Origin of the sequence: Palleniella muris, assembly GCF_004792655.1 — a bacterium.
GTDB classification, from domain to species: Bacteria; Bacteroidota; Bacteroidia; order Bacteroidales; family Bacteroidaceae; genus Prevotella; species Prevotella muris_A.
In genome coordinates, this window is sequence record NZ_SRZC01000007.1 from 56916 (window position 1) to 76867 (window position 19952).

22 protein-coding genes are annotated in these 19952 nt (G+C 43.4%); 10 read left to right on the forward strand and 12 right to left on the reverse strand.

Annotated elements, in window-relative coordinates; all coding sequences use genetic code 11:
- Positions 1-56 precede the first annotated feature (56 nt).
- The 10 genes from E5358_RS05475 to E5358_RS05520 form a co-directional block, all read right to left on the reverse strand.
- Entirely contained in the window at positions 57-452 is a 396-nt protein-coding gene (locus tag E5358_RS05475; protein WP_104405165.1) for a hypothetical protein, read from the reverse strand.
- A 144-nt stretch (positions 453-596) separates the two neighbouring features.
- Positions 597-1046 (reverse strand): hypothetical protein, encoded by a 450-nt coding sequence (locus tag E5358_RS05480; RefSeq protein WP_104405166.1) that lies wholly within the window; start codon positions 1044-1046, stop codon positions 597-599.
- A gap of 18 nt (positions 1047-1064) precedes the next feature.
- A complete protein-coding gene (locus tag E5358_RS05485) occupies positions 1065-2399 on the reverse strand; it encodes a DUF2586 family protein (RefSeq protein ID WP_135939248.1) in 1335 nt (444 codons plus the stop codon).
- A 12-nt stretch (positions 2400-2411) separates the two neighbouring features.
- On the reverse strand, positions 2412-2753 hold the full coding sequence (locus tag E5358_RS05490; protein ID WP_135939249.1) for a hypothetical protein: 342 nt from the start codon (positions 2751-2753) through the stop codon (positions 2412-2414).
- A 100-nt stretch (positions 2754-2853) separates the two neighbouring features.
- Positions 2854-3951: a hypothetical protein gene (locus E5358_RS05495; RefSeq protein ID WP_135939250.1), complete on the reverse strand. Its 1098-nt coding sequence runs from the start codon at positions 3949-3951 to the stop codon at positions 2854-2856.
- Positions 3952-3969: 18 nt separating this feature from the next.
- Entirely contained in the window at positions 3970-5235 is a 1266-nt protein-coding gene (locus E5358_RS05500; RefSeq protein WP_135939251.1) for a Clp protease ClpP, read from the reverse strand.
- 53 nt (positions 5236-5288) lie between these two features.
- Entirely contained in the window at positions 5289-6017 is a 729-nt protein-coding gene (locus E5358_RS05505) for a hypothetical protein (protein WP_135939252.1), read from the reverse strand.
- Entirely contained in the window at positions 6014-6547 is a 534-nt protein-coding gene (locus E5358_RS05510) for a phage virion morphogenesis protein (protein WP_135939253.1), read from the reverse strand. The genes E5358_RS05505 and E5358_RS05510 overlap by 4 nt, the downstream gene beginning before the upstream one ends.
- The gene (locus E5358_RS05515; protein WP_135939254.1) at positions 6531-7265 is read right to left on the reverse strand and encodes a hypothetical protein; all 735 of its coding nucleotides are present in this window, start codon (positions 7263-7265) and stop codon (positions 6531-6533) included. Before E5358_RS05515 ends, E5358_RS05510 begins: the two co-directional genes overlap by 17 nt.
- A 155-nt stretch (positions 7266-7420) precedes the next feature.
- On the reverse strand, positions 7421-8752 hold the full coding sequence (locus E5358_RS05520) for a phage portal protein family protein (RefSeq protein WP_135939255.1): 1332 nt from the start codon (positions 8750-8752) through the stop codon (positions 7421-7423).
- Between the two features lie 248 nt (positions 8753-9000).
- Between E5358_RS05520 and E5358_RS05525 the strand changes: the two genes are divergently transcribed.
- The 9 genes from E5358_RS05525 (at position 9001) to E5358_RS05565 (ending at position 16792) form a co-directional block, all read left to right on the forward strand.
- Positions 9001-9546 carry a DUF4494 family protein gene (locus E5358_RS05525; protein WP_168354590.1) on the forward strand — a complete coding sequence of 182 codons (546 nt, stop codon included), beginning with the start codon at positions 9001-9003 and terminating at the stop codon, positions 9544-9546.
- 435 nt (positions 9547-9981) lie between these two features.
- Positions 9982-10323 (forward strand): hypothetical protein, encoded by a 342-nt coding sequence (locus tag E5358_RS05530; protein ID WP_104405176.1) that lies wholly within the window; start codon positions 9982-9984, stop codon positions 10321-10323.
- Between the two features lie 5 nt (positions 10324-10328).
- Positions 10329-10763 carry a dUTP diphosphatase gene (gene dut / locus E5358_RS05535; RefSeq protein ID WP_135939327.1) on the forward strand — a complete coding sequence of 145 codons (435 nt, stop codon included), beginning with the start codon at positions 10329-10331 and terminating at the stop codon, positions 10761-10763.
- 54 nt (positions 10764-10817) lie between these two features.
- Positions 10818-12764, forward strand: a complete 1947-nt coding sequence (locus E5358_RS05540; RefSeq protein WP_135939257.1) for a BRCT domain-containing protein — start codon at positions 10818-10820, stop codon at positions 12762-12764.
- Between the two features lie 166 nt (positions 12765-12930).
- Entirely contained in the window at positions 12931-13518 is a 588-nt protein-coding gene (locus E5358_RS05545; protein ID WP_135939258.1) for a tyrosine-type recombinase/integrase, read from the forward strand.
- 86 nt (positions 13519-13604) lie between these two features.
- Positions 13605-14246, forward strand: a complete 642-nt coding sequence (locus tag E5358_RS05550) for a hypothetical protein (protein WP_135939259.1) — start codon at positions 13605-13607, stop codon at positions 14244-14246.
- Positions 14218-14547 (forward strand): hypothetical protein, encoded by a 330-nt coding sequence (locus E5358_RS05555; RefSeq protein WP_135939260.1) that lies wholly within the window; start codon positions 14218-14220, stop codon positions 14545-14547. Before E5358_RS05550 ends, E5358_RS05555 begins: the two co-directional genes overlap by 29 nt.
- Before the next feature lie 108 nt (positions 14548-14655).
- Entirely contained in the window at positions 14656-14835 is a 180-nt protein-coding gene (locus E5358_RS05560; protein WP_104405181.1) for a hypothetical protein, read from the forward strand.
- A complete protein-coding gene (locus tag E5358_RS05565) occupies positions 14822-16792 on the forward strand; it encodes a hypothetical protein (protein WP_135939261.1) in 1971 nt (656 codons plus the stop codon). Before E5358_RS05560 ends, E5358_RS05565 begins: the two co-directional genes overlap by 14 nt.
- Before the next feature lie 63 nt (positions 16793-16855).
- Here the strand turns inward: E5358_RS05565 and E5358_RS05570 are convergent, their stop codons facing one another.
- Both E5358_RS05570 and E5358_RS05575 read right to left on the reverse strand, forming a co-directional pair.
- Positions 16856-17842: a hypothetical protein gene (locus tag E5358_RS05570; protein ID WP_135939262.1), complete on the reverse strand. Its 987-nt coding sequence runs from the start codon at positions 17840-17842 to the stop codon at positions 16856-16858.
- 706 nt (positions 17843-18548) lie between these two features.
- Positions 18549-18818 carry a hypothetical protein gene (locus E5358_RS05575; protein ID WP_135939263.1) on the reverse strand — a complete coding sequence of 90 codons (270 nt, stop codon included), beginning with the start codon at positions 18816-18818 and terminating at the stop codon, positions 18549-18551.
- Positions 18819-19042: 224 nt separating this feature from the next.
- Between E5358_RS05575 and E5358_RS05580 the strand changes: the two genes are divergently transcribed.
- Positions 19043-19531: a hypothetical protein gene (locus tag E5358_RS05580; RefSeq protein WP_104405184.1), complete on the forward strand. Its 489-nt coding sequence runs from the start codon at positions 19043-19045 to the stop codon at positions 19529-19531.
- Positions 19532-19952: the final 421 nt, after the last annotated feature.

A 19952-nucleotide genomic window follows, 5' to 3' on the forward strand; every position in this document is an offset into this window, starting at 1 on the left:
ACCTGGAAAATAATGTCGCAAAAGAATTATCTTTTGACGGAAATAGTCATCCTCTCTTACTTCCCAGGTTTCGATAAATTTATGACACGACCGCCGCGCATCTGAATGATGTTGTTCAGCTGTCCCATAAGACCGAAGAGGAACAGAGAGTCGTCATCAATGAGTTCCTTGTCGCCATCCAAGAAGCAGTCACGCGCAAGCTGACGCATAGCCGAAGCCTGATCTTTCTGTGCGAAAGTCATGTACTTGGAGAACGTGATGAACGAAGGCTGGCAGAAGTAGCCGATATAGACGTCCTTTTCATCGTCCGGATCACCGTCCACCATAAGCGGAAAAATCTTTGCTTTGGGGTTGTTTGCTTTCAGGTCTGCAACCTTCTTTTCAACGGCTGCACGGAGCTTGGGATCGAGTTCTTCGATGGTCTGAAGCTCAAGAGTTTCTTTTTCTTCCATGATTCGTTTATAAATTAAAGTTGATACTCAATATAGAATAGGGCGTCACTTATTCAAAGGAGTGAAAATCTTCAAGAAAAATGCGGCACCAGAATCATTACTGGTGCCGCATCCGTTCACTCTAATAAATCCTATGGAAGAAAATTATTTAGTGCTCAGTTCAATCTTGAAGGGGTTAAGCTCGAACTCTTTAGTGATGTTGGTGTCATCCTGTGATACCTCCATGCCATCCTCGTTGAAAAGACAGCCCTTCAGAGTCACAGTCTCCGTAGAGAAATCCTGAGAATTGAACTCGTTTGCGAAAGACAACACAAGATCAAATTCGCCCAGAGCCATCAAAGAGCCTTTGAGTGCTCGCAGCTGAACCTGAGTATTGTAGTCCATCGTAATCTGAGCGGTGTACTCAGTGTTACCAAAACCACGATTTACCGGCTCACCTCCAAGACCATAATTGGTCTCAACCTTCTTCTTTTTGTTCCACTTGATAGCGGTCACACCCTGAAGGATGATTGGATTAGGGTTTGCTGACCCCGTAAGTGCCAAGGATGTCAGCTGAACCATTGCCCACGAATAGGCTACGTTATTGATAATCATTGTCGTATGTAATTTTTATTACTGCTGACTAACGTAAAGACCTTCCGTAACCTCGATAGACTCTGCACAGCCCATCGGCACGATACCATACGAGAGGGTCAGCTTTTTGGTGACAAGAATATTCTGTTCAGCAGGAACGGTTACGAAAGCAGTTCCACTGATTTCCTCTGCACTCTCCATCTCATTCAGAATGTCTTTGAGAAGGTTCTCGAAAACAGTAACCTGAGCGGAAGACAGATTGCCATTAGAGGGGTCAACTTTGATAGGTGAGTTCACGTAAGGCAGCAAGGCGATACGAATAAGGCGACGAGATTTGTTGATAGTTCTGTTACGTGAAATGGTACAGAAATCACCAGCAGAACAAGTGTGGTCGTTAGCAAAGTATGTGTGTCCTTCCAGCCCCTCGAAAGAGCGTACAAACACATAACCAGCCTCTTCCAGTGCATTGAGCTGAGACTTGCTCAGTGCCGAATAACTCAAGCCATTGGTGATGAGTCCATCAACAACAGTGGAGTCGCCAAATCCCATTTCGATTGCCGGAACATAGTTTACAAGGTCAAACTGACGAACCCAGCCGATAGACTCACCAACGCCAGCCTGAGTCAGAGTACCCAACGCAAGTCCTATAACGCCGACAGGAGTCGTAGATTCAAGCGATGCTTGCATACGGCGAACATCTTCTTCCATTGACTGAGATAAAAGCACAGTCACGTAACGAGCGTCAACTACACAAGAAGGAATCTGACTGACAGCAATCTTATTGGAAGTGGTAGTGCCAATCTTGACCTTTGATGTGTTTGCGCAAAGCAAAATTGAAGCAGGGGCGAAATACTCATCAGCAAGCTCAACAGCTACACGGTTGATGTCGGCCACAAGACCGATAGAGTAAGCGTTTGCACTCTCATCAGGCTTAGTCCAAAGCTGTTGCTCTGTCCATACGCCAATCTGGAAGATTGCACCACTGGCTGCACGCTGCATCTCAATGATGGCGTTCCAGTCATTAGAACAATCTGCAAACATCACGAACAGACGACCGCTTCCACCGGCCATGTTGAAGAACTGGCGAATATGATAGTAAGGAATACCTGCCAATACATCGGTGCTGGCATTGGTTTCGCTATCAACTTCTCCAGTATAAGCGGTAATACCAGCCTCTATTGCATCATTAAGGCTGTTCAACTCTATCACCTTGTCCTTCCAAGTATCTGCGATGTTTGCCCCACCGCCGGTAGTCCAAAAGTTAGTCTGACCAGAGATGTCAAAAATGAGACCACACACATTTTCAATGGTGTTGGAGCGCAATACCGGAATATTGCCGTCCGTGTCTCTCATAAAAACATTTCCTAATGCCATTGTATGATAGTTTTATTGTTTGCAAAATGGATTTTGGTAGAGGACTGCATCCTTCAGGAAAACTTTCGGAGTATCTGCTGAAAATACACCGCCCAGTTTGTCAAAATACACCGCCTTCTCTTCTGTATGATTCTTCAGATAGGCGAGCACGTATTCGGGAATATCGTCCTGTGATTTAGCACTGGCTTCATCTTTCTCTTCCTTAGCAGAATCTTCAACTTTTGTAGCCTCTGTTTCAGGCTCAACAACTTCAGTCTTTTCGACCTCTGTATTTTCTTTGGTGGCCTCGACTTCTTGTGCAATTGCCTGTTCAGCAACAGGTGCATTGTCTTCGGCCTTCTTTATTTTAGCCATAAGATTATTTTATTGAATTACAATTAAAAAGAGGAATGGAGTTTCGGTATCTCCACTCCTCTTTTGATGATACAATTACACTTCGTGATTCAGCATCTCTTTAACCGCCTGTAGTTGTCCCGTTCTTGTACGGAGTCCAAACGATAATCTCGCCCGGACGAACAAGGTTGACGTCCATCTTGAGACGCATCTGGAAGAAGTACATCTCAGAGTTAGCCTGAAGGCGTTCAACCTTCACGGACTCTTCATCAGTACTGTAGTCGATGGCCATCCAAAGACAAGAATCCTGGTCGGTAGAGAACTTACCGAAGAAGATGGTTGATTCCGGAATACCGTCAATGACAACGATTTCCTTACCCTTGAAGGTACGCTTGTTGACGTCGGGGTTCTCTACATACTTGTAATCCTTCTGAGTGGTAAGGTACTGGTCGTACAGATCCCAAGTGTCCCAGCCCATGACGAACTTGAGCTTCTTGGACTTACGAATATTGGAAGGAGTCTTCTTCCAAATCGCATAAAGAGCATCTTCTACGTCTTTACCAGTGCTGAAGGCAGTAGAACCAGCCAATACGACCTTACCGGAAGCCAGTTCGTTCTTGTCTGCATCAGTAGGAGCGGTTGCAGCCTGAGCTTTGAGGTTGGCGAGTATGCGAGCAAGTGCGCCGTCAAAGTACTTCATCGGTCCAGCAGCAGAAGCACCACCGAGGGTGGTAGCCCCAGCAGGAGCTGTGATATTCGCGTCTATGCCACCTTTTTTGCCACACCAAATACAATCATTGATGTACTGGTCTTTCTTGTCAAGCAACAGACGAAGCATCGTCTTCTGGACAGCAGGGTCAAGTTCGCGGAAAACGAGAGGTCCTTCAGGCTGAGCAAAGCGCCAATACTCTTCAAAATCGCGAGGATTGAACTCAAGGTAAACCATGAAGTCCTGCGGATCAAGGTAACGCTCAGACAGTTTATACTGATTGAAGCCGGTTGTATCATTCGCAGCACCTTCTGTAGAAGTAGGCGTAGGCTTGTTGTCCTGAATGATGGAGCCCAACTGAATGTGAGGCAAAACGTAGCGTTTCTGAATACCGGGCTTCACATGAATAAGACCGGCCTCATAGGTCTCATTCCCCTTCGCGGTGTAAACAAGGAGGTCTTCAAGTACCTCGCCCGCATAAGTGTTACCGGCAAAATTGATTGTAGCCATTGTTATAACGTAAGGAGATTAAAATGTTTCAAATTTTACCTCGCCAAGCTTCTCCTTGATTTTAGCTTGCATCTGAGCGTCAACGTCTTTCAACGTCTCCTCGATTTTGCCTTCATTCGCAGGGTCTTTAGCGATTACCTCTGTGATTACTTCACGAGCCTGGATTGATGCAAGAGTGCTCTTGACAGTGGCAAAGTCAGACTCAGCCATCTTTGTCCAAGCATCTTTTGCAGAAGCCTCAATTTTACCTGCCTTGATTGCATCATCGATAACCGTTGCAATCTCGGCTTTGAGAGCAGCTTGTTCTGCATCCTTGTACGCCTGAAGCGCTGCCTTAGTCTCGGCCAGTTCGCTTTTGACGTTAGCGAGGTCGGCTTCCTTGCCTTCGAGTTTGATATTCGTGGCAGTAAGCTCACCCTGAGTTTCCTTGAGTGTTGCTTCTGCATTGATCAACTCAGCAATGCGAGCTTCAATCGCTGCGGCCTGAGTGTCCTTAGCGAGTCCAAGTTGTGCTGAAATGGCGTCGAAATTGTTTTTTTCGTTGTTTTCCATTTTGTTTTCTTGGATTGGTGAATAATTATCTTTCTGATTACGAATAGCAGTAATTGCCTCGATAAGTTTATTTTCGTCCACTTCAGCAGATACGGCAGACATGATATTGCGCATTTCAGCTGCGCTATCAATGCCTATCATCTCGTTTTTCACTTTGTCACGCACCTTTTTAGAGGTCTTGATGACATTCTCTGACGGCAGGAATCCAGCTTTCACAGCATCTTTAGCACTGAAGAAAGTACCGTCCGCATCTCCCTCGCCGTTCATAATTTCCGCAACCTTGTCTTTGGAAAGTCCAAACCGTTTAGTATAAATAGTTTCCAATTGTGAGCGGAAAGCTTCAACGGTTTGCTTTACCGATGGGTCATCATCCTCAACCTTTGAATTGAAAGGATTGTGAATCATCAACAATGAATAATCGTGCATATAAAGGTTATCACCAGCAGCCCAGATAACGCTGGCCATCGAAGCTGCAATGCCTTCTATTACACAATCGACTTCAATAGGACAAGAGCGAATAACCGAGAACGTGCTCATTCCGTACAACACTGAGCCTCCTTCAGAATTGATCATCACAATAATCTTTGAAGGTTTCACATAGTCTTGCAACCACAAGAACTCATCATTGAAGCAGCGAACACTGTACTCATCTACGGCTGAAAAAAAGCGAATGATAGCCGGTTGGCCTTCCTCAGCCTTTCCAACTACATATTTCAAATTTTCTGCATCCATAATTGATTACTCTTTTTCCAAGAATAGAGGATTGCAATTTGAGTAGGGTGAAATCACTCTTTTTTATCTTTGAATCCTGCAATGTCTTCAAACTTCGGATATTCGTGATTTGGAAGATGATCGGGGTTGGCAATCTCATTTTGGTCGCTTGGCTGAGTGAACGGCGGCACCGTGACATACACATCCTGGTAATTCTTATAAGCGTATGAAGTAAAGTCTTGAAACCAGATTTGATAATCAATCCAATAGGGCTGTAAAGCATCATCGAAAGTCAATGGCTGATCCCAATACTCCAACTGAAACCTTGACACAAGTGCCGGGAAATTGGCTTTCTGCGCTTCTATAGCAGACACTATACGCTTATAAACTTCCATGCCTTCACACTCCACTTCATCATCACTGTTGTTGAGACGATTCAACACATAATGAATACGCATAGTGCCTTTACCCTCAGCAATGCTGGAGGTACCAACATTGTAATAAATATTGATAAAATGTATAAACACCGCCGGGAACACGAGCCCGTATTCCTTATTATGCGTATTATATTTAATTCGATTCAACTGGCCATTGCCCAATTTGATAGTTTTGAACAATCGAGGACTTTTAGGGTTTTTAGGATCCTTTGGAATAGACTCTAAAATTTTTCTTACAGCCTTGTACGCTTCAATCATCGGGTTGGTCTCCACGACTTCCTGAACTTCGTCAATTTCAGGCTCCGGCACCACAGGTACCTCTTCTGGCTCTGTAGGGTGTGTTGGTTTATGCTTATCAATTATCATCGTCTTACACCTGGGAATGTTCTAAAAATGATTCTTTCTAACTCTCTCAATTTGTCGTTCATCACAGACGAGTCACGCTTCTCTGTTGGCATGAATTGTCGTTGAGGCATATTGGCTACCCGACCAGTGCGTACAGATGGGTCGTCAGAGTTGTGCACTGCTGCAAAACAAAACCCTTTATGATTGTAAGTCCCGTTAAACGCCTTCGGGTCAGTGAAAACTTTAACTTTTCCTCTGGAGCGATTGTAGGATTCTGTTTCATAGGTGATAGAATTTCGCAATGACCGAGATTCCACCAGTCCACCAACAGTGAAGCCACCTTTGTTACGTTTAGGGCTATGCCTCCAAACCACGCTGCCTCTTGTATTGAACCGTTTCATATCAAAGGACTTTTGGAAAATATCAACGGCAGATTGTCCTACCGACACTTGAAAGTTCCAAAGGTTCAAGTCAAACAAGTGAGGCAGCGGTTCCCATTGCTCACGAAATTGCTGTGGCATCAATGGTATGCCTTTATTTACCTTCGCCATCTTTCAAATACTTTGCTTTGATACGATTTGCTATGGCATTGAGACGGCCAACATGCCGCTCATCAACTTGAAAATATGGGTGTTCATCAGAGAAAATGCGACCACCGAGAGCCACGCTTTCTTTGAATGTACGATTAAACCAATCAGGCATCTCTGGTATCGCAGATGCATGAATAGAAGCTATAACTGTTGACGTATCTTCTACCAAATAACAGCGACAATTATGCTCAATAGGAGGAATAAGCCATGCTGGAAACATTGACTTAGGAGCAGTAAATCCTTCATACTGAAGATGCCACGGACGTACTCGCTCATCACCTTGTGTCATGTACATCAGAGTCGTGTCGTTTTTAATCGTCGATAAATAGGCAGCGACAATCATGGCATATTCTATGTCCATGTTTTCTGTACGCATGTATTGGTTATGGAATTTAGAAAAGACTGGCAGATAGAAATTGAACCAATCTTCATCTTCCATATCTTCTGCTTCCTCTTCCGTTAGTGCTTCTTCTAACTCTGCCATATCATCAGCCATGTGATATTCTTCCACAACCGCAAAGTCAACCAGATTATCAACTGCGGACAAAATGATATTCCGCTGAGCTATTTGTTCATTGTCAAGCCCGTCAGCATTGCGTATGAGACGTAACGCTTCCTCAAAGTCAACTCCAAAACCGGCACAAGCTCTTCTGATGGCAATATCAGCACGAGCTTCCATTAACGCCTCTAAAGACCCCCATTCACCCTCATGCTGAACAACACTAATGACAAAATCATGGAATAGAGGAAGAAGTGTCGCAACCTCTTCTTCATGCCGGTCCTTATTGTCATCAGGGTGTCGTAAGGCTACTACATTGGAGAGAGGGACCGGACCTATTTCCCCCTCTCCCGAAGAAAATTTTGCGTTTCACGGGCATGACCGTATCTGCGGAAATATTCTTCATCGGTTAAATGTCTGGTAGCTGTATGGCTATACCCCGCGCCACCCCCACCTCCAGTCGGACTACCAGTCATGCCGTCCATCACGTTGAGTTGTCGTTTAACCTTCACACCAAACTCTTGCTCAATTGTTTCTGGATCCATTTCCCATGATGTAGTGAGGTTCTGGAAGAGGCGTATGCGGTCTTCATCGGACATCTCAATGCGCTTAGAATACTTGAACTCCAGTCCATCCGGTAAATAGCCCAAACGAACCAAACGAGGTATTACGGTCTCGTTCATTACAAGTTCTATGTAATCGCGATACACCTCTATGCGGTCTCTGAAGATATTCTCATGCGCTCTGGTTGCGCCTACATACGATTGGGTTGCTCCCGCCATAGACTCTGATCCAAGAATAAGGTTGGAGACATCTTTATCCACAATTGAAATAAGCCCAGTGAACACATGCTCAGAGTTCGACATGGTGAATGTTTTTATGTCAACCTCATCATTAAGACCGGTGACAATTACCTTATTTTGAGCCGCACTCGCAATATCATTCGCCATTCGTTTGCGGTCAACAGTGTTTTCAGACTCAGTTTTGCCATGAATAATAGGCTGACCGTATGTGTGAGAAAAATTGACATAATTGGCAAAAGTGAATTTTTTAGCCAAAATCAAAGGAGCGACAGCCGAGAACAGCCCCAATTCACCACTGTTAATAAGTACATAGTGGTCAGAATATTTAGGGTCATCAAAACTCCACTGTGGCATCCAAATACCTTGACGCTGCACAATTTTTCTTTGGTCTGCCAAGATATTACGACGCTCCACATAGTTGACCTGAAGACCACCACGTTCTGCTTCTGGATTAACCAAAAACTCTAATCCTGTATAGCCATACAGTTTTGATTCTGCTATACCACGTATAATCTTCAAAAATTCAGTATTCTGGATCTTTCTGGTAGCGGCTATGTCTTTGGTATATTTCCCTTTCTCATTTTGACTTGCCATCATAAACCGCTCTCCAACAATCTGAGAGAACAAAGTTTCCATAACACCCCGCAGATGAGCGTCTTGCTGAACACAAGCATCATAAATGTCTATCAAACGGCCACGGTCATCCAACACCGTACCGTTCTGTAGGTGACGATATGAAGATTGGAATCGACATCTGCGCTCGATTTCCCTAACATACTCCTGCACGCTTTTTTTGCTGGTCATAAATATGCTTTCCAGCTTTTGCGTGACGAGCTCTTTATCTGATAATTCTGCGTTAGCCATTTGTTACAATGTTTACTTTCTGAAGAATAGAAAATTCAAGATGATTTTGTTTTAAGACCAAACACACAATTATCCAATGAAAATAGTCGAATATAAAAATCTTATTTGTTGTCTTTACTATAAATCCCTATAAATCAATGATAATAGAAATATATTATACCAAAAAGACTAATTTTGTTATTGTTATATTGAATTTTTTATGTACCTTTGCAGCGACAAATCAAGTTTCACTTCAAATTCAAAACATTATGGAAGAAAAAGAGCGTAGCTATTTCCGCGTAAAAACGGAATGTACAGTCGAGCTTCCAAACGGTGCTTTGGGTAAAAAGAAGATTGAGGAACTGATACTGGCAACGAGCTATACCGAAGCTGAAATGCTGGTACACGAAATCATATCTTCTCTGAACCGCACCCAATTCGGAAGCGTTCACTATGAAATCATCAAAACCAAGATTTCCGATGTTCTATTCAACGACACTCTTGCCCAAGAGCAAACAGTAAAAGATTTTTGTTGCAACTTCTTTGAAGAGGACGAAACATCTGGAGTTGGCCTTTATATGGTCAAGGTAATGTTCCTAACTCTTGACGAAAAAAGTGGCAAGGAAAAGAAAACAATCGAAGATTTTTATGTGCCGGCACTTTCCAATGCAGACGCAAACGAGAAAATCAACAAACATCTGGGTAAAACTATGTCAGACTTCGTAATCCGAGACACCAAATTTGACAAGACGGAAGCTATTTATTGGCCGCTTGACGTACATAAAAGTAAGGTTGAGAATTTCTCCCTTAGCTGATGTTGGGTCAGACTGGGAAAGGCGAAATCAACCTCCAGTGTAAAGAGCAGTCCTTTCCTGAATTTCCTAACTTGCTCTTTGGTCAAAGCGAATCAGGGCGCTCGTATTTTGATGCCACACACTATCTGTCTCAAATGACAGAGCCCAAGCCCATACAGCCATTCTTTAATCAGTATCGCTATCAAATCAAATCACTTTGCGATACATACGAAATTGGAGACGATCAAATATGTCTCATCAACGAAGAAGGGCATTTTCTAATTGATGGAACATTTCTGTTTCTGTTCATAGCATTTATCGAACCTGACTTTCTGGCATATATGTGCGATAGAGTTTTTGAGCTATTTGCGCACGGGGTCGCTGTTTCAGATACATACCTTGTATCGGCAGCACGCTCCCGCTTATCCAGTAAGGTCCTTACTGAGATAAGTAGCTATGAAGAAAAATCTAAGCAATAAAACCAGCAATCCAGTTCTGGTCTTTAGCCCTCTTAAAAGATTTATTGGCTACTTTCATTCATTGACCGCTGCGGGCATAGCCTTTAAGACAGCCAACTCTGTTATCTATTCGGCTTGCACTGGTCGCAGCATATCCAGTTGCGGACTTTATTTTCGATTTCTGGCTCAAGACATTGAAATAGAGGCAAGCGATTACGGTACTTTGAAATTGGAAGAATATGACAAAATGTGCGGGGTCACTCGAACATACTATCCTACGGCCAGTATGTCACGTAAAGGAATGAAATATAAACAATATTCTAAAAGTAATAAGAAATGAAAACTATCAAGGTAAAAGTCATCAATCACTCAAATAATGAGTTACCTCAGTATGCAACCCCGATGTCAGCTGGCATGGATCTTCGTGCGTTCACTGATGAGCCGATAACCATCATGCCTGGTGAGCGCAAACTGATTCACTCCTGTATCAACATCCAGCTTCCTGAAGGCTACGAACTTCAGGTCAGACCTCGTTCAGGACTTGCGCTCAAACATGGAATCACCCTGACAAATGCACCTGGTACGGTGGACGCAGATTATCGTGGCGATGTGGGGGCTATAGTCCACAATCTCGGTACAGAACCTTTCGTTGTCAATAATGGCGACCGCATTTGTCAAATCGTTGCTAAAGAATACGTGAAAATTGAATGGGAGGAAACTGACTCCCTTGATTCAACAGAACGTGGTGAAGGCGGTTTTAACTCTACCGGTATTAAATAAACACTTACAGTAAATCAGGGAGGGTCTGTTGATCCTCCCTTAACTATATACAAGATGAATACTCAAAAATATATTGCCGACCTCGTTAAAAAAATAGCCAAATACAATGAGGAATATCGCAAAGGTACACCGCAAATATCGGATGCCGAATACGACAAATTGATTGATGAACTGAAGGAGTTTGACCCAGGCAACAAATGGTTTCAGCACATAGAGCCGGCCATAGTTAATAAAGACCGTAAAGTGAAGCTGCCAATTCCTATGAAATCGCTGAACAAAGTAAAATCAGCAGCCGACATCAAACAATGGCTTAGCTCAATGGCTATTCCGAAAACAGCCAAATTGGTAATCACTCCCAAATTTGATGGAGTGTCTTGGCTCCGAGATGAAATATCCAAAAAGGTGTATTCAAGAGGTGGCGCCGACAACGAAGGTCAAGACTGTTCTCCGCACTATGATTTGTTGGCACTACACAAAGAGGATGGGGCCAGCGACCTTCACTACACTTTCGGAGAATTGGTCTTTGATTGTAAAACATGGGAGCAAGAATTAGCCGGAAGGACTTCAGATTCTACAGGAGAAAAATTCAAATCGCCTCGTAATACCGTAGCCGGCTTCATCAATCGTGACGAGCCGTCAGAACTCTTGCGGCATACTACATTCTACCGATACGGTGTAAGCGAACAAGATCTTGACAATTTCCAAACCTACACTCAACTATTCCAAACTCTTTGCGAGAAATATCATCAGCACATCTATGGTACAGTAGTAACTGTTGCAGAACTTGACGAAGCGAAACTTGCTGAATTATTCAAAGAATGGCGCAAGGATTTTTACATCGATGGACTTGTTATTTATTTGGATGACATCCTGCTTTGGAAAACGATCGGACGACAGCAAACCACCGGCAACCCCCTGTACGCAATTGCCTACAAACACCCAGATTTTACTGACGTATTTGAGACAACCGTGAAGGGTATTGACTGGAAAATTAGCAAGGCTGGCGCATTAAAACCAGTGGTCAGTATAGATGCAGTTGATACTGGCGACTGTACAATGGAAAACCCAACTGGCTACAACGCTAAATACATCTTTGAGAACAGCATTGGGTCAGGCGCACGCATTGCAGTAACTCGTTCCGGTGGCGTCATTCCCAAGATTCTCAATGTTATGGAAGAAGCGACAGCTGAAACGATGATAAAGCAACGCGACAGCCTTCTGTATTGCCCTGATTGCGGACAGCCAACTAAATGGAATGATTCAAAGGTTGAACTTATCTGCACCAACCCAGAATGTCCCGGCATACGTCTTGCCAAAATCGTTCACTTCTATACAACATTAGAAGCTGAGCAAATAGGCGAAGAGACAATATTGAAAATGTTCAAGGTGGGATATAACACTCTCCAGCGAATCCTTGACATTACATTCGATGAACTCATGCTTATTGACGGCTTCGGAGAGTCTATAGCTAATGTTATATTGGCAGCAAACAAGAAAATACGTGACGGCGTTGACATCATCAAGCTCATGCACGCCAGTGATTGTTTCTTGGGCATAGGACAAGTCAAAGCAAAAAGTATCGTTTCAAATCTATCAGAAAATGACAGATTTGCATTTACACATGGCTATGTCTTCACTGAAGAAGGGTTTGATCAGACACCTCAGTTTCTTGCCCTAAACAAAACCATGCAATCCTTCCTTAAAGGCATTGTACCATTCTATGATTTTGTGGCCCGCAACAAACTAAAGATTCTCCCTATGGAAGAGCCGAAGAAAGCAACAGGCAATAAATACGCAGGAATGAAAATTTGTTTTACCGGTGTCCGTGACAAAGAGCTGGAAGCAGAAATTGCGGCACAGGGAGGAGAGATAGTTAATAGTGTGTCCAAAAATACCACCCATTTAATTATGGCAGACATCAATTCGTCTTCGAGCAAGGCTGTAAAAGCAAAATCACTCGACATCCCAATTTTCACAATCGAAACATTCAAACAGTTATAAAGAGCTGTTGTTCATCGGGCCACTGACTATTATATCACATTTTAGTCAGTGGTTTTTTCTTATCTTAAAAATAATTTGCTGTAAAAAGATAGATTTTCAATAAATCTTTTTGTGGTTTCATTTTCATTATGTAACTTTGCAGCACAAAAATGAAAGTACAAATAATATGGGACAGAAAAATCAAATTACAACCAGTGACCATCTTCCTTATGATGAGTTCACAAGATTCCTGGATTGCCTTCATAAAGATGGAGACTATCGCTGGGAAATGTATGCCCGACTGTCGTTTTGTACAGCCTGTCGAGCATCAGATACACTTCGCTTTCGATGGAAAGATATTCTGGGTGTTTCATCAGTAACTATTGTTGAGCAAAAGACAAAAAAGACGCGCCAGATTCCATTTAACCCCTCGGTTCAAAAAAACTTCCATGAATTATGGGAACTATTGGGACGCCCAGACAAGAAAGACTACATCATGGCATCTCCGCAAGGCGATAAACCAATGACCATTCAGTATGTAAATATGAAACTCAAAGAGTTCAAGTATAAGTACAAACTGCGCATTGACAATTTTTCCACTCACACTTTCCGTAAGACCTTCGGTAGATATGTTTATGACAAAAGCGAACATAGTGCCGAAAGTTTGATTCTTCTCAACAAGATTCTCAATCACAGTTCTATTCAGGTTACAAAGACTTATATTGGAATCACACAAGAAGAGGTGGCCGGAATCTTCGCCTCTATCAGCCTTTAATCAAGGCGCCAAAATTGAAGCACACACCCAGTTGTGCCCTTGCATAATTTTATACTCCACACATACCGGTCATTATCCACAAGGGCATGGCGCATACATTTATCACTTGTTCATATTGCGGCAAGCGAGAAGACCTTGAAGCCTTCCGCTCAATCAAAAATCCGCTGGTTTCTAAAATGAGAAACGAGCAGATGTGCTTTGATTGTGCCTACTGGATAAATTGGCTCAACGCCCCGGAGCCAGACACAATTGTTGTCAGTGGTAAACTGTATAAACTGACCTCTTCATTAAATCTGCTGCCACTCAGCAAAACCAGAGCGAAGACATTGCAATTCGTCGTGAAAACCGGAACCAAAGAGGTATATGCAACAACCGGCATGGTTCTTCGCGGTGCAATTCCTTCAAGACTCTCACAGTTGGTTCCAGATCAATACAAATTCATCACACGAGATGAATACCGCAGGGTTATCGGATTTAATGCTGAAATGTGCCTATCAAAGGGATGCTTCGACCGATATCATTGCTTGTGGTACCGGGCCGACATCGCAGAACCAGATGAACCGTGGAATATAATACCAAAAGATTATCAAATTGGCGGTGAAAACTGCCCAAGTTTCATAAACAAATATGGATTCAATAACAATGGCCAACATCATCATTTATACCCTTATCGTGGCAATACTTTGGAATGTATTGGACATGAAACGCGAACAGCGAGCAACGAATAATGCCCTCAATATCGTAACAGAAACTCTAAAAGAGGTTGCGCAATACGTTGACCACAGTAACGAAAAAGAAGCAAACACAATCCGGGCACTCAATGAAATGTGTAATGCCCTCAATCAATCGTTCAGCACGACCGGCGCATTTATGAATCATACTTCATACGCCCTTCATAACATTGTCGTCTGTATGATTCCTTTCATTGATGACATCAAGCAACGAGCTGTAGCAAATGAAGAATATGAAAAAGCGCAGGAATGTGCCAATATAATCAAGAATCTGACAGAGATTGTAAAACGAAAATAAGATAAAACCAGACAAATCGTTCTAAAACAATTATCTGAAAAATTGGGATAATTCACCTATTCAAATCAATAAAACCCTATTCGTAAACAAACAGTAAATTCAAATAATATGGAAAATAAGTTCAAACCTCAAATGACATTCGATGAAATGGCCGCAGCTTTTGCTGAAGATAATCCGTGGTTCATTCCCAACAACGCCAATGTTGGCCGATATGCAAAGAAACATGGGTACATGAAAATCAAACAAATGATCAACAAAGTAATCGTAATGAAATATGTCAAAGCCTAATCAAAAAGCTATGTATGCTGGGTATGGCTTGCACTACCATGCGAACAACCAACTATTCCCGAATGTATCAGACCGGATGCTGTTTCAATGTCTTCTTGATATTGTCAGAAAACAGTTGGCGAGTTCACTTGATAACCAAACAATCATTTTGTCTCAACGGCAACTCGGACGCATGGCCGGCTTGAACATATACCGTACAATTCCATCTTCACTTGAAAGATTGGAAGCTCTTGGACTAATCAAGAAGCATAAAAACGGCATATCAATAATGTGCGACCAATATGTTGCACTTCTGCAATATTACGAATCGCTCAATAATGCAGAAAGGGAAAAATTCGCTGAAGATTTCACCAAAATTGGTATTCGAGTATTAGAGAAAAATGGTATTGTTGCAAAAGTGCAATGCCGTTCTGAATTATTAGGCGTTTCTGGAAGTTCTATCCTTGTTTCTCAATGTTGCAGAAGTGCAGCATTTTCAGAATCAGAAGCGAAAAATGTTGCAGAAGTGCAGCATTTTCAGAATGAAGACCATAAAATGTTGCAGAAGTGCAACATCCCTATGGAAGCCTTCAATGTTGCAGAAGTGCAACATTTTGCAGAAGCGATAGCAGAAACGCTGCACTTGTGCAATACTTACTGCACTTTTGCAGAACTTATAAAGGACTTTCCTGCTGCACTTTTGCAACATGAGGCAATTGACGCTATAAAAATTGCTTTTGAAACTGGTTTCTTCCCCAAAGACTCTATTTTTGGTCCAGAAAAGTGTTGCACTTCTGCAACATTGAGTGTTGCACTTTTGCAACTTTTAGCCTCAAAAATGTTGCACTTTTGCAGCACAGTAATAATATATAATAATAAAATATATAATAAACGGGACGAGCAACAAAAAAACGAGGTCATAGAAGATTCCGATGAAGATTATTCCAGAGATATTCAAAAAGGTTTTGAAGGTTTTGGAAAGGTTGAGGTTATAGACTTTGATAAACCTTCAGAAGATATAAAAGAAGATTCGGAGGAGATAGAAGAACTTTCCCAGCAAAACTTAAAAAGGGCAGAAAAGTCAATGAGGACAAGGAACCCTTATCGTAACAAACCCTTCATAAAGGTTGAAAGGGTTAAAGAGATTGTTGACTGTCTTGATGAGGTTGTCAAATCCCCAGTAGATTTCTTTTTGTATCAATTCTGGTGGGGTATCTTTGATTTATATTGTGACCACTATCATCCTTCCAGCAGAATCGATGAGGAAGGTGAAGTGGAAGAAGAACCTCAGTCAACAGATTGGAAAGAGATGATCGGGGCTGCACTTCCACAAGATGAAATATATTCTCTTGCTCAAAATATCTATGAAGATATGGTTGGGGCCGTCGAACAAGGCAAGTATGTTTATGGAGACAACAACGAATGGGAGGTCAAGTTTGGGTTCAAATCCTTCCAGGACTTTAATCCATACGAAATCTTCCAGTGGACTCCATGTACCATGCAAGATAAGTCGGTACCGGCATTGAGGGTTGCAATTGACCGCTTCTATGATATTGAGGCAAACTATGTGTTCACTGCCAGCAGAGGAGATAAGAAAACAAAGAACTCCCAGAATAAAAAACTCATAAGCCTTATCTTGTCTGCCAATGATTCCAGCCTTTCTCCAATGGAAATTGCAATCAAGACTTTCTATCGTGACTTCGTTATCTCAGGTGAAGAAAATGTGATTGATGAGTTTACTGACGGCAGAGGAACGGCCTTAGAAAGCGGTGGCGGGCTTCCAGACCATCTTTTGAAGCCTTGGTGCTATAATTTATCATCCGTGGGGTATAATGAGTTCACAGGCGTTCTATGCAGCAAATACAAACCTTGTGATGGAGTACACAAGAAAGCATACATCTTTTCAGCAGAGAATGTGGTGGAATGGAATGAGCGAAACGGTTATACAGACACTATTGCACATCAGGCACTCCAATAATACATGAAGCATATAACAATGCCCGGCATGATTGTTTCCAGTCTTGTCGGGCATTGTTGTTTTTCAGTCGTTGTCTTTATCGTCCAGTTCAGGCCATTTATCAGAAGCGAGATAATCCCTCAGCATTTCGTTAAATCTGTTCAGCATTGTCATGGCGGCTTTGTGAGTGGTGAAATAGTTGCCGGACAGATAACGGAAGTGTGACGTTGGGGTTCCCTTTTCTTTTTCTTGTCTCACTTCCATTTTATCCGTGATATAAAAATACGTTTCTCCAATTGGTACTTTTACTTCCAGCGGTTCGATTCTTAGCGTTTTATTTTTCCAGACCTTTCCAACTTTCTCCAACTCTTTTCCAAGACGTCGAAAACAACTGGTAGAGTTTCCAAGTGTAGTTGATATGTTGTCTTGGTCAATGTTCTCGAATACCATTGTTCTGACATCATACCCTGGAGTCTCAGCAAGAGAGTAGCCGATTTGTTTGGGGTGGTCAGGGGTTGGGTAGGTAAAGTAGCAGTAGAACATCACGTCATGCTCAGAGTCAATGTGACGAACCACTCCAACGCCTTGAACTTCCAGCGAATAGTTATAGAAAATTACACGGTCACCGGGGTTAGGAATATACTTGGGAACAAGTCGTAGCTTGTTAGGGTCAGGCTGAAGATTGTTTTCAAAGAGGGCATCATAGAATTTCTGGATGTCTTCTTCAGTGGCATCGGTTATTTCCTCTTTGGAAACGGTATGGACTTCGGTGTTAAGAGTACCGTCTTCGAGAAGAGTGCCAATGATTTCACACGTTTCGAGAGTGCACACACCCAGTAAAACGGTCTCATTTTTGAAACGAGCGATTTTAAGCGCGTTTAAGCCACTTTCAAACCATGAGACGAAAGATTGCACGTCTATAAGGTTTGTGTCGGAATTTGGGGCGAATACGGGGGTTTTAGGGGTAATCTGGAAGCGTTGTACTAAGAACGAATTTATAAATTCAGCGTCTAATGATGTTTTCGGGGCATAATTAGAGAGAAAAGATAGGGTCTGAAACTGTGATTTCATTGTTGTGGGATTATGAATATATCAATTTTTGTGCAAAGGTACTCATAATTTTGGAAAGTGTGCAAATAGCAATCGGAAAATAAGCGTTATATTCCCAAAAAACGATTTGAAAAATGGGTTTTGGGGAAAATTTTGAGATTAACATATTAGGAGATTGTATATGACAAAGGTGAAAAATTGGAAACAACAGGTTTAGAGATGAAAAGCCTATATATAATAATGTGTTACTGGAAGGATTTCGTTCTAACAGGAATGAGTGGTAGTGGGACATTGCTTAGACACCCAGTAATTCTGTTATGAAAAACGAATTTGAAAAATTGGGCCGGAGTATATGTATGGAATCCCCACCATCGGGCACACCCACCCGCGTATTTTTGCGTGCATGCGCGATTAACAACCGCGAGTGGGCACGTGGTAGCAATCCTGCGTGGGTGCGCCCACATGATAGACCGCAAACACTTGAAAACCAACACTTTATGACTTTCACTTTGTGCAAAAGTGAAACCCTTCGGGTTTACGCCCATGCACGCTCACGTGGGCACTCAGGCAAGCGCATGGGCGGTTGTGCGACCCCTCCCAGCACCCCAATTTCTGAAAGAAATTGCCACTCACACACGGACTCCCTCCTGCGCCCACCCGTTGTGCCTAAGTGTGTGCGGTCACGGCTACTGTGCGCCCATTATGTGTGCGTGGTAGTGCCTGAGCGTCAACGTGTTGCGTATGCACGCCCAGTTGCAAGGCGTGTGTGGAGGTGCATCTGTGCGTCCAGGCACATTACGTGTGCGTGCCCAAGTGCAGACATGTGCGCCCATAATGCACGCCCATGCACACCCAGATGCGCCCAAGTATGCCCACATGCTTGTGTATGCGTGCCCATTGCACCCACATCACGCTGGTATGTGTATGCCCATAATGCGCCCATGCACACCCATACGCAACGCACATGACGAGTGTGTGGGCGTACACGCAAGTGCATGTGCCTGCCCACTTGTGCATGACCTGGGTGTGCATACACAGGGCCAACGCACGGAGTGGAACTTCGGCAGGTTTATCCCCAAAGGGGATAAAAATTTTTTCGTTACTCCCTTTAGGGAGTAAAATTCTTGCCTCCACCGCGCATGTTGGATGCCGTAACTTTGCACCGTCAATCTCGACAAACCGCCGCCGACGGGTTTCGGCAAAAATCAAAATTTTCAAATCATGGCAAATTCTGCAAAAAACACCGCAAACGTAGTCGCTAACAACGTAGTTGTTACCAAGTCCGAAACCGCTAATGCCCAAAAGGGCACTACACTTCGTGTAGTGGAAACTCGCGAAATGTGGGCTGTGGTCTTTGACCACACGGCAACCCTGCTTGCAATGGCAGTCAAAGGCGAAGCCTTTGGGAAGGATGAAAACGAAGGCTTTGCCTTTGGCAAAACGACCGACAAGAACGGCAAACCCCAGAAACTTGCAACAAAGTTGCAACCGAACATCCGTCCCTACTCGTACTCGCTGCTTGCTGGCTTTGCCAGTCGCAAGGGCTACAAACACGCCAAAGGCACCGACCTCGCAAACCTCGACCTCGAAGAGGTCGCAAAGACAGTGTTCCTCAACCTTCACCCTTCGGGTGACTTCGACAAACTCGTGGGTAAAGCCGAACCCAAACAGGCAAAGACCCTCATCGAAGCCGTCATAGCAAAGCTATAAAACCATCGCAAAGCCGGTTGCTGCATCGCCCTCTACCCTTTGGGTAGGGGGTTGTTGCCGTTCCTCACGCGTGTGCGCCCATATAGCGTATATGCGTGCCCACATTCGTGTGTGCGTGTGCATATACGCGCCCATCCGTGCAAGTGTGCGCTCACTCGTGCCCATACGCAGTCATGCACGCCCACAATGCGTATCGTGTATGTGCATGGGTGCCAACGTGCGTGACATACGCATCCACGACGCAACACGTGGGAGCCCAAGAGAGTTCACGTGGTAGCCCAACAAAACGCATGAGGCTCCAATTTTTTCGTGGGCGCCCACGACAGACAACGTGGATACCAACGACAATATCATGGACGACCACTTAAATGTGTGACCTTCCAGCCATATTCGTGGGAGTCCACAAAGTTTAGTGGTCGCC